At 64.1% G+C, this 10,788-nt stretch carries 13 protein-coding genes; all 13 read right to left on the bottom strand.

Annotation, left to right across the window (positions count from 1 at the left end; translation table 11 throughout):
• A partial coding sequence (locus AC0V2Y_RS21235; protein ID WP_475418364.1) for a serine hydrolase domain-containing protein occupies positions 1–684 on the bottom strand: 684 nt, incomplete at its 3' end.
• A gap of 42 nt (positions 685–726) precedes the next feature.
• Positions 727–1,617, bottom strand: coding sequence for an alpha/beta hydrolase (locus tag AC0V2Y_RS21230; protein WP_475414485.1), 891 nt, complete (start codon positions 1,615–1,617; stop codon positions 727–729).
• A 26-nt stretch (positions 1,618–1,643) separates the two neighbouring features.
• Positions 1,644–2,702, bottom strand: a complete 1,059-nt coding sequence (locus AC0V2Y_RS21225; RefSeq protein ID WP_475414484.1) for a tetratricopeptide repeat protein — start codon at positions 2,700–2,702, stop codon at positions 1,644–1,646.
• A 17-nt stretch (positions 2,703–2,719) separates the two neighbouring features.
• Positions 2,720–3,622: an ExeA family protein gene (locus AC0V2Y_RS21220; protein ID WP_475414483.1), complete on the bottom strand. Its 903-nt coding sequence runs from the start codon at positions 3,620–3,622 to the stop codon at positions 2,720–2,722.
• A complete protein-coding gene (mshL, locus tag AC0V2Y_RS21215) occupies positions 3,623–5,404 on the bottom strand; it encodes a pilus (MSHA type) biogenesis protein MshL (protein ID WP_475414482.1) in 1,782 nt (593 codons plus the stop codon).
• Between the two features lie 38 nt (positions 5,405–5,442).
• Positions 5,443–5,844: an MSHA biogenesis protein MshK gene (locus tag AC0V2Y_RS21210; RefSeq protein WP_475414481.1), complete on the bottom strand. Its 402-nt coding sequence runs from the start codon at positions 5,842–5,844 to the stop codon at positions 5,443–5,445.
• A complete protein-coding gene (gspM, locus tag AC0V2Y_RS21205) occupies positions 5,829–6,527 on the bottom strand; it encodes a type II secretion system protein GspM (RefSeq protein WP_475414480.1) in 699 nt (232 codons plus the stop codon). Before gspM ends, AC0V2Y_RS21210 begins: the two co-directional genes overlap by 16 nt.
• Positions 6,527–7,189 carry an MSHA biogenesis protein MshI gene (locus AC0V2Y_RS21200; RefSeq protein ID WP_475414479.1) on the bottom strand — a complete coding sequence of 221 codons (663 nt, stop codon included), beginning with the start codon at positions 7,187–7,189 and terminating at the stop codon, positions 6,527–6,529. The genes gspM and AC0V2Y_RS21200 overlap by 1 nt, the downstream gene beginning before the upstream one ends.
• Complete coding sequence (locus AC0V2Y_RS21195; protein ID WP_475414478.1) at positions 7,186–8,145, bottom strand: agglutinin biogenesis protein MshI; 960 nt, start codon at positions 8,143–8,145, stop codon at positions 7,186–7,188. Before AC0V2Y_RS21195 ends, AC0V2Y_RS21200 begins: the two co-directional genes overlap by 4 nt.
• 132 nt (positions 8,146–8,277) lie before the next feature.
• A complete protein-coding gene (locus tag AC0V2Y_RS21190; protein WP_475414477.1) occupies positions 8,278–8,736 on the bottom strand; it encodes an agglutinin biogenesis protein MshP in 459 nt (152 codons plus the stop codon).
• Positions 8,733–9,635: a prepilin-type N-terminal cleavage/methylation domain-containing protein gene (locus AC0V2Y_RS21185; RefSeq protein ID WP_475414476.1), complete on the bottom strand. Its 903-nt coding sequence runs from the start codon at positions 9,633–9,635 to the stop codon at positions 8,733–8,735. Before AC0V2Y_RS21185 ends, AC0V2Y_RS21190 begins: the two co-directional genes overlap by 4 nt.
• Entirely contained in the window at positions 9,632–10,189 is a 558-nt protein-coding gene (locus AC0V2Y_RS21180) for a type IV pilus modification PilV family protein (protein ID WP_475414475.1), read from the bottom strand. The genes AC0V2Y_RS21185 and AC0V2Y_RS21180 overlap by 4 nt, the downstream gene beginning before the upstream one ends.
• Entirely contained in the window at positions 10,179–10,766 is a 588-nt protein-coding gene (locus AC0V2Y_RS21175; RefSeq protein ID WP_475414474.1) for a pilus assembly FimT family protein, read from the bottom strand. Before AC0V2Y_RS21175 ends, AC0V2Y_RS21180 begins: the two co-directional genes overlap by 11 nt.
• Between the last annotated feature and the right edge of the window lie 22 nt (positions 10,767–10,788).

Raw genomic sequence — 10,788 nt, 5'->3', positions numbered from 1 at the left:
ATTGTTTGAATTGACATAACCCTTGATAACGTTATTCTTCTTGTTTTCTTTGTTTTCTTCATAGCAAAAACTGTTGTGCATTCCCAGTTCCTTGAACAAGTCATTGGCCGCCTCGATATACGTTTTCCCGCTGACTTTTTCAAAAATATTGCCCAGCATGGTGTAGGTCGTCACACCATACAGGAAGTCCGTTCCGGGCTTGAAGCTCAGCGGCTTGTCAATGTCAGTGATTCCTGCCGAAAAGTTCAGCAGTTGATGCACCGTCACCTCGTCGGCCCAGGCCTGCGGCAAATCGGGCAAATATTTTCTGACGGGACTGTGCAAATCGATGTTACCTTTTTCAACCTCCCTCAAGATCAGCACGGCAGTAACCTGCTTGCTATTCGACATGATCCGGAAATTATCCTCCAGCTTCAATGGTATTTTATTTTCCACATCCGCATACCCAAAGGCTTTTGAATATGTCGTCTTGCCATTTTTCGTGATGAGAATGACGCCATTAAAACTTCTTGGACTTGTTGTCTGGATCAATCTGTCAATTTCAGCGGCGTAGTCGCCTGCCTTTTCCATGTGGAATTTATTACCAACCTGGGCATGCACAAACGTCGAGATGGTCAATAAAAGAGACATCGCAAACATCTTCGGCAATGAAGTCATTTTTTTGCCAGCATCTGGAGTTTTCATGGGGATATCCCGGGTTGGTTTATTATTTCCAATGAAACCGGTTCAGTTAGAGGACTTCAGGTAGGCCCGCAAGCCATGCGTCAGCACAAAGGGAAACACGCTCGCATGGTCTTCGTCCTCGAACACGCGCAGGCGCGTCTTCAGGCCGGGAAACTTGCGCGATTTCAGCTTGCCGTCGAATTCGCGCACATCGGCCAGCATATCGGCGTCTTCCTCCGCACGCGACCGTTTCTTTCCTGGTGCCAGCTTTTCCAGGCCGCCGATGCCGAAGAACACGGACGCGGGCAAGTCCTTGTGGCTGGCGGCATATGCCTGCTCGCGGTCGAACATCACGCCGGCGTCGTACCACAGCGAGGGGCTGCCGAGGATGTAATGCTCGAAGGTGCGCGGTTCCGTCAGCAAAAATTGCAGGCCCAGCAGGCTGCCGTAGGAATGGCCGATAAACACCTTGCGCTGCATGTTGACGCGATAGTGTTGTGCGATGAAGGGAAACACCTCGCCCGAGACGAACTGGCCATAGGCCGCCGCTTCGCCGAACGCCGGTTGCCGCCCCGGCATGTCCGAGCGGTAGTCATGCTTGCGCGGCGTGCTGGGCGTGTAGTCGCGGCGGCGGCTGTACACGCCGCCATCGCCGTTGGCGTACGACAGGCCGACGACCACCACTTCTTCCATCCCCGCATGCTTGTTCAGACGCTGCGCGATATTGCGCACGACGGGAAACCCATAATTGGCGTCGACGACGAACAGCACCGGATAGCGTTTATTCCCCTGCCGATAGGAATCGGGCAAGGCGACATAGAGCTGGTAGTCGCGCTTCAATCCTTGCGCGCGGATGTCGCGCACTTCGGTATTTTCAAGAACGTAGCTGGCGGGCGCGGCAAATACACTATTTGCAACAACGCAAAGAACGATGAACAAGCTGAGAGGTTTCAAGCTGGTTTCTTTCATTAAGGTGAAGCTTACTTCGCCGCCGCCAGCTGCACCAGCTTGCGCTCGACGAACGCCTGCAGCTGGGGAGATAAAGTTTGCAAGCCCCTGGCCCGCTCGAACGCCTGGCGCGCCTGGGCCGGGTGGTTGTCCGCTTGCAAGGCGATGCCGAGACCCATCCACCAGACGCCGTTGTCGGGCGCCGCCTGCAGAGCCAGCTGGTAGTGCTCGGACGCTTCGCGGTAACGCTGCTCGCGCTGCAGCACGCCGGCCAGGAAGGCGTGGTATTCGCCGTTGTCGGCGGCGTACGGCAGGCTGCGCATGAGGGTGTCGAGGGCGGCCGCGTCGCCGTTGGCCTTGTCCAGCTGCAAGCGGGCCAGCATCATCGCCTGCGCCGGCTGTTTCGGGTCCAGCGCCAGACTCAGCTGCAACTGGCGCGCCGCCTCGTCGGGGCGCTGCGCTTCCAGCAGCAAACGCACCAGGGTTTCGCGCGCGCCCTGGTGGCGCGGGTCCAGCTGCAAGGTCTGCTGCAAGGCCAGCATGGCGTCGGAGACGCGGCCATCCTGCAACTGGGCCAGCGCGCGCCGGTATTCGTTCTCCACGCGTTGCTGCGGCGTGACTTGCTTGCCGTCGATGAGGCGCTCGCTGGCGGCCGTTGCCGGCGTTTTCACCACGAGCGCAGCGGCAGGCTTGGCGGCTTTTTCCGCGACGCGCCGGAACTCGACAGGACGCGCCCTGGCGGGTGCCGGGGCCACTTCCTCCGCCTGGAACACGGGTTCGAGTTGCGCCGCCGGGGCGACCGCCAGCGGCGCGGGCGCTACGGCGACAGGCACAGGAACGGGTACCGGAACAGGCGCCGGAACAGGCTTGCTGGCCACATTCACCAGCACGGGCGGCACGGGCGGGCGCTTCAGGTAGACCCAGCCCAAGGCGATGGCGGCCGCCGTCAGGCCGGCCGCGCCGCCAAAAACGAGCGCGCGCGACACGCCCCGCTCGCGTTCGGGCACGGAACGGATGCCGGCCGCGTCGCCGCGTCCATCGGGGGTGCCGCGCGCATCGAGGTCTTGCAACATCTTGTTAATCAGGCTCATCTACAGGCTCATCTTCGTCATCGGTTCAATAAAGTCCAGCTCAGGCCGCAGGCGGCGGCCAGCACGCCGGCGCCCGCCAGCCATGGCCAAGGCTTCTGCCACAAGCGGGGCTTGCTGGCAAGGGTATCGCTGGCGGCCAGCGCCACGTGGCGGCCGCTGACCTGCTGCCGCCCTTCGCCATACGCCACCATCAGCGCCTTGTGCGCCATGATGTTGATCAGGCGGGGAATGCCGCCGGAAGCCTTGTACAGGCGCGCCACGCCGCCACGGCTGAACAGGCGCGCGCCGTCGAAACCGGCCACGCGCAGACGGTGCGCCACATAGAAATCCACGTCGTCGCGCGACAACGGTCCCAGGTGGTAGTGAAAGGTGATGCGCTGCGCCAGCTGGCGGATTTCCGGCAGGGCCAGCTTGACGTCCAGTTCCGGCTGGCCGAACAGCACGATTTGCAGCAGCTTGCGCTTTTCCGTTTCCAGGTTCGTCAGCAGGCGCAAGGCTTCCAGGCTGTCGACGGGAATCGCCTGCGCTTCGTCCAGGCACAGCAGCACGCGCTTGCCCTGCGCCGCCAGGTTGAGCAGGCGCAAGTTGAGGGATTTCAGCAATTGATGCTGATCAGCATCTTTTTCCAGCAATACGTCGAGGTCGTCGGCCAGGGCCAGGATCAGCGAGCGGGGCGGCAAGTTCGGATTCGGGATATAGGCCGTGACGAACTCCGGCCCCAGCGACTGCATGAACTTGCGGCAAAGAAAAGTCTTGCCGGTGCCCACTTCGCCAGTGATCTTGATGAAGCCCTCGCCATTGCGCGCCGCCACCAGCAGGGTGTTGAGCGCCTTTTGCGACTGCGGGCCGTTGAAGAAGAAACTGGTATCGGGCGTGAGGCCGAACGGCGCCTCGCGCAAGCCGAAATGGGCCTGGTACATTTAGCGCCGCTCCGACGGACGGCGCGGGTCGAGCGCCTCGATGCGCTTGCCCGAATCGAGCAAGTCCTCGTTCCAGCTGTTGGCGCCATCGACGATGGTGGGCTTGATCAGCACCACCAGCTCGCGCTTCTGGATCACCTGCCCCGTGTTGCGGAACAGCGCGCCCAGCACGGGCAGGTCGCCCGCGCCCGGCACTTGCGAGCGGTCCGCCGTGGTGGCCTGGCGCATCAGACCGCCGATGGCGACGATGCGCCCATCCTGGCTGCGCACCATGCTGTCCATCTCGGAGGTGCTGGAGGCGGCCAGCGGCAGCTTCAGCGAACCAGCGCTGCCCAGGTCGATTTCCTTGCTGATGGTCGACACCTGGCTGACGGACGGGTGCACGTGCAGGATGATGTTGCCATCCGCATCGATCTGCGGCGTCACGTCCAGCACCACGCCGGAAAAGAACGGCTGCAAGGTCACGTTGGGGCTGGTGGTGGCGCCGCTGGCCGTCGTATTCGTGGTGGTCGACACGCCCGTCACGTAAAACTCGTCCGTGCCGATCTTCAGCACGGCCTTCTGGTTGTTCATGGTGGCGATGCGCGGGCTCGACAGCACGTGCACGGAACCCTGCGATTCCAGGAAGGAAATCATGGCGGCAAAATTGGCCGTCTGGAACGCCAGGCCGAACATGGAGCCGGCCGCCGTCGCCGCCGAACTGAGGCCGAAGCCGCTGCTGGCCGTCAAGCCGCTGCCATTCGTCATGTTGGGCGGCTGGCCGCCGTTGAACGGCAGCGGCGCCAGGGTCCCGCCCGGCTGGATGAAGCCCGTCGAGATGCGGTTCGTATGGCCGCTCTTGATGGAGGCGAACGAGGCCCAGTTGATGCCCGTCTGCGTGTTGTCGTTGAGTTCGACTTCGAGGATTTTCGCTTCCAGGATCACCTGGCGGTCGACGGACAGCTGCGTCGCCTTCAGGTACATGTCGACATTGCGCAGCTCTTCCGGCATGGCGCGGATGACGATCACGCCCGACTGCGGGCTGAGCACCACTTGCCGGCCCCCTTCGCTGCTGCCGACGATGGCTTCCAGCGCCGCCCTCAGTTCCGGCCAGAAATCCGCCGTCGACGAGGTGGTCAAATTGCTGCTGTCCAGCGTGCGGCCGCCCTGGCCGCCATTCGTTTGCTGGTTCTGCTCGTTATTATTGCCCTGGTTGCCGTTCTGGCCATTGCTGCCCGAACCGCCCGAGCTGGTCGAGCCGACCGAGCCCACCGACGTCGACGAGACGCGCAGGTTGGAACTGCCCCGGCGCGCGCCCGTCAGGTAATTGACATGGAACAAACGCGTCTGCATGGTCAGCGGCTTGATGTAGATCTGCGTGCCCTCGACCTTGTAGTCGTAGCCATACAGCTCGCGCACGGCGTCGAGCGCCTGGAACAGGGTCACATCCTTCAGATTGGCGGAAATCGTGCCGCCGATGTCGGGGTGGACCAGCATGTTGTAGCGCGTGCCGGCCACGATGGAAGTGAAGAACTGGCGCGCCGGCACATTGTTGAAGGCCACGTTGAAGCGCTCGTCGAGCGCGGCGCGGGCCTTCGGCAATTGCTGGGCCAGGGCCGCCACGGGCGGCAGCAGCGCTGCTTCCACGGCATCCGGCTGGGCCGCTGGCGCCGTGGTGGCTGCCGCGCCCTTGACGGCATCGGTGATCGCATTGTAGGTGTCGCGCTTGACGGGCGCGACATTGCAGCCGCCCAGGCCCAGGCTGACGCTGATGACAGCCGCCATCGTACTGATCTTGAACATGCTCGCCTTGTGTTGATTGAATTGCTTGGCCACTTCTTCTACTCCTGCTTGCGGTCGGTCTTGCGATCGGTCTTATTGTCGGTCTTGCTGCTCGGGTACAGCTTGAAGGTTTCCATCGATTTTCCACGCCGCAACAATACGGCCGTCTCGTGGATCTCCGTCACCACGCCATCGCCCACCTTGCTGCCGACCTTGACTGTCTGGCCATCGATGACGGCCAGGCGGCGCCCGCCCGGCTGGGTGGAGATGAGCACCGATTGCAGCTGCGGCCGGGCCGCGACGACGGGCGCGGCGCTGGCGGGCGCCCACAGGGCCGCCGGCGGGCGCGTCGGGTCGTCCAGCGCCTGCGCCTGCGCGCCCGGCCATGCCAGGCTCAACGTCAAACTCAGCGCCAGGAAAGACGCCGGCAGCGCGCGGCCAGCGGTCAGAGTGCGATCCATGTGTCGTCCATGCTGAGGGTATGTAAGGTCAGGGTCAAGGTGGCGCCCGGATAACCGGCCGCATCGAGGTGGGCGGCGCCCCAGAAGACGCGCGTCGGCATCGCTTGCAGCGCCTGCATGTATTGCACCATGTCCGCATAACTGCCTTGCAGCACCACTTCCACGCCATGCTGGTGCAGCAACGGGGCCGGGGCCGGAACCTTGGCGGCATCCGCCTTGGCCGCAGGATCGCCGTTCGCGGCATCGGTCTGGCGGCCGCCCACGGCGCTGGCGGGCAGGGTTTTCAGCGACACCACGCGCAGTCCGGCGTGCCGGCGCAGCAAGTGTTCGAGCAAGGTGACCATGCGCTCGGGCGCCACCAGGCCGTGCTGTTTCTCGCGCAGCGCCTGCGCCAGGGACGCCGTTTCCGCCTGCAAGGCCGCCAGGCGCGCGCGCGCTTCCCGGTCGGGGTCGGCGGCATGGGCGAGCATGCTCAGCTCGATTTCCTTGTTCGTCGCACTCAACAGGCTTTGCTTTTGCGCAATACTCGCTTCCAGCGTGGCGCGTTTCGCCAACAGGGGATTGAAGCTCATGAAATAAAACACGAACAGGATGGCGGCGGCGCCGGCGCCGAACACCATCAGCCGCTCGCGCAGGCTGAGGGCGTCGAAGGCGGCGGCCCATTTCTTCAGCAAGGGCAGCATCAGCGCGTTCCTCCAGCAACAGGTTTTGCCGGCGTGGCGGCGCGGTCCGCCGACTGCAGGCTGAACGCGATATACGGCAGGCTGGCCGCCTTGCCCTCGGCCACGGCCGGCTGATCGGGCTGCCCGATGTCGAGGCTGGCGAAGGTCTTGCCTTTCAGTACTTCCTGCTGGCCCAGGCGCGCGATGTACGCGGGCAGCAGCGACGCGTGCAAGGCCCGGCCCTGCAGGCCGAAGTCATTGCCGGCGCCGGCGATCTCCACGCCCGTCAGCCAGACGCCCTCGACCCTGGCCTGCGCCAGCGCGCGGAAATAGCCGGCATAGCCGAGGGTATTGCCCAGCTTGCCGCTGTCCAGCACGGCCGACGCGTCCTGCAGCAACTGGCGCTGCGCCTCGACGGCCGCCAGTTCCTGCGCCAGGGCCGGATCTTTCTTGCGTGGAGGAAAATCGCGGACGATCTGGTCGCGCTTCGCCTCGACTTGCGCCAGCGCCGCCTTGGCGCCCGCTTCGCGCTGTTCCAGGTCCGCCGTGGCCCGCTGGGCAACGACGCCCAGGGTCAGCAAGACCAGCGCCAGCGCGCCCAGGCCCAGGCCGGCCGTACGCGCCGACATATGGTGTTTTTTCAGTTCAAACTGGGGATTGAACAGATTGATCTGCTGGCTCATGCGCCCTTCCCTTCGTGCTTGCCCGGGTGCACGCCGACCTCGCGCAAGGCCGCGCCGATGGCCAGGAAGTAGCGCGCCTGCATGGCGGGCGCGCGCAGCTCGGCGGCCTGGGAAAAATCCAGCACCGTGGCCAGGTCGATCTGCTCGACCGGCATGTAGAGATTGTCGGCCAGATACGCGTGCAAGCCATCGGCCGCGCCCGTCATCAGCATCAGACGGGCCAGCGAAATGAAATGGAACTGGCGGTCGAAATGGTCAAACGAGCGCTGCAGTTCCAGGGTGACGCGGTCATAGTACTGGCTGGCGTCGGGCGACTGCAATTGCGCCAGGGTCACGTCGATACGGCGCGCCTGGTACAGCTCGCCATTGAAACTCATGGTCAGCAAGCCGCCGTCGCCATCGAAGAACAGCACGGCGATGCCGCGTCCCGGCGTTTCCAGCAAGGTGGCGATATTGCGCTGCGCCATCTCGGGGATATCGATGACGGACAGGCCGATCTTGCATTCGGCATACTGCGCCTGGCGGCGCGACACGGCGCTGTTGCGCGCGGCGACGGCAAACACGCTGCTGCCCCGCTGGGTGCCGTTCGGGTCGGCGGGAATGTCGAACACGTCGATGGTGGCCTCGGCCAGGGGAAAATCCAGCATGTCCTTCAGGCGCCAGCCCACGGCCGTCTTCAATTCCTCGCGCGGCACGGCCGGCGCTTCCAGCGACAGCAGCTGGTAGTCGCCGCCGGCCAGCACGGTGGTGCAGTGACGCGCGGCGGCCTGCAGCTCCTTGCCCAGTTTCTCCAGCACCTCGGTCGGCGCCGGCCGCGCGGCCGCCTGGTAGCCGGCGCCCCGCACGCGCGGCATGCCGTCGGCGGGACGTTCGACGACGACAGCGCTGACGCCTTCGCGGCCAAACGCCGTGGCCAGCCAGCCATCGTACTTCTTTGTTCTTGCGAATAAACCCATGCGAACTATCCAGTGTAAGTGCCTGCCCGATCTTGTCGCGCAGTTAATGCATCCAGCCAATTTTAATTCATGAAGTCAACTTTATTGTGTAAAAACAATAAATTAGCGATCTTTTTTTTCACGCAATTGACCTTACTGCGACAGCACGGCTTGCAGGCGGCGCTGGACATAGTCTGGGTTGTTGCCTGCATGTGGGCAGAACGGCTCGGTCGTGGCCGGCTGATTGCAGGCCGTGGCCGTGATGGTCCAGCTGGTCAAGGTGCCCGGCTGCGTCGCCATGGAGCACTGTATGCTGACGCTGAACGCCGACAGCGTGCTGCCGGAGGGCATGGCAAACGAGGTGGCCGCCATGCATGGCGGTGCCGTGGCCAGATTCGCGGCGAGCTGCTTCTGCAAGCCCCATTCGAGGCCCGCCCGCGCGGCCTGCTCGGCCCGCACGCCCTGCACATCCATCGCCGATTCCGTCTGCTGGAAAGTGGAGATATTCACCATCACGGCCGCCAGCGCGGCCAGCACCACCAGCAGGAAAATGGCCGTGACGAGGCTGAAGCCGCGCATGCGGCCCGTGCGGGGGATCAGCAAGCGCGTCATGGCGTATTCCTCGCCTGTACCTGCTGCACCAGGCGCAGCACGCCCGTATTGCTGTTCGCCGCACCCAGGCTCAGGTCGATATTCACCAGGCCCCGCTGCACGTTGGCCAGCACGGCGTAGCTGAAAGCGCACGCCGTCACCTGGCGCGCCAGCTGGGCGCCATTCGCCGCGGCCAGCGGCGCGGCGTCCTCCACCACCGGCTGGGTGGCCACGATGGCATAGCCGGCGTAGCGGGTCAGGGTGCCAGTCGACAAGTTGCAGGCATAGGTGACGGGCGTGGACACCACTTGAAAGCGGTTCGACGGCGACGGCAGCGGCGCCGGCGCCGTCGTGAAGGGATAGCTGCCGAGCGTGACGACGTTGCCGGCCACGCCCGTCACGCTCGCCCGGTTACAGCCAGTCGCCGCGCTGCACGCATACGCATTGTTCGGCGCGTAATCCGTGCCCAGGTTGTAGACGACGATCTGGTCGCCCACCCGGATCGCCTGGCGCGCGCCCAGGGCATCGGCAGGCATGGCACCGACGACGGTAAAGTTCAATGGAAGGCTGGGGTCGGGAGGGGTATCAAAGCTCAGCACGTTGCCCAGGCCGGACGGGTCGCTGTCGCTCAGGTAGCGCCCGCCCGTCTTGGTCAGCAGCAATTCCAGAAACAGGCCGTCGTTCGACACGCGCACACTGTTGGGCAAGGCCAGGCGCACGTCGCGCGTCAGGCGGCGCGCAGCCGTATCGGCCGTATCGGCCAGCGCGGCGCGCGCGGTGGTGTCGATATAGCCTTGCACGGGCACGCGGATGAAGACGGCGACCATGGCGCCGATGATGCCCGTGATGACGATCACGATGACCATCTCGACGAGGGTAAAGCCGCGCGCGCGGCGCCTGGCGTTGGGGGAATTTCTCATGGGATACTATTTGGCGCATAGCGCACGCGATAGCCGTCGAGCACGATCTGCTGGTCCGCATACGGCACCCGGACCTGGATATGCAGGCTTTCCGAGGCGGGCAGGCCGCGCAGGGATTCCTCGGTGATCGTCACCCACGCCGTATAGGCCGGGCTGGCGCCGGGCACCCATACGCGGCCCTGCGCATCGGTCGTGTAAGCAACCGCCGTGCCAAAAGCGCTCACATAATCGTTGACATTATCAAAGGGCCGCGTTACGCCGCCCGCCTCTTGCCCGGCCACTTCCGGAATGGCGCAGCCGGCCGCACTGGTGGCCGTTTGGGCGGCCGGGTCTTGCGGATCGCAATAGGTAAACCGCGCCAGCTGGACTTCTTCCAGCATGCCTTCGGCAATCGCCAGCGCCTGCTTGCGCAGCTGCGGGTCGGCGCTGTGGCTGGTGGTCAGGCTCATCACGCCCAGGATGGCGGCCGAGGCCAGGCCGACGATGACGATGAACAGCACCAGTTCGATCAGGGTCACGCCGCGTTCACGCCGGCGCCGCTGGCTAATGGACATAACCCGTCTCCCCTTCGACGGTGACGTCGCGCTGCATGCCATCGCCCAGGATGCTGATTTTCAGCCGCGCCGGGAAGGTCGATGCGTCCGGAAACACGTTGACCAGCTTATACGGCTTGCCCAGCGCGTCGAAATAAAAGCCCGCCGTATCGACGGGATCGGTGGACAGGGTGACGCCGGACGGACGGCCTTCGCACAGCCAGTTGGTTTCCACACAATACTGCAGCGTCTCCTTGCTGCCGCTATTGCTGCCCGTGGGCGGCACCACCTTCTCGGCGGCGCTGCAAACGGCATCGAAGCACAGGGCCACGCTTTTCTTGTCAATGATGTGGACATACACGGCACGGTTTTGCGCCACCGCCAGCTTTTGCCCGTAGCGCACGATATTCGTCACCTGGTCGGCAAAACTGCGCGCATCAAACGTGTCGCGCTGGAAAAACCGGCTCACGGCAAAGGTCGCCAGCAAGCCGGCCAGCACCAGCACGGCCACCAGCTCGATCAAGGTGAAGCCGCGCGCGCGGCGCCGCAGCCTGGCCTGCGGTAGCGCCACACGTTGCGGCAAGTTGATCGATGGCAAGGACAATGGAAATACCCGTAAA

The organism is Janthinobacterium sp. BHSEK, from assembly GCF_056174685.1.
The sequence above is the reverse complement of the archived record's forward strand: the minus strand, read 5'-3'. Positions and strand labels throughout refer to the sequence as shown.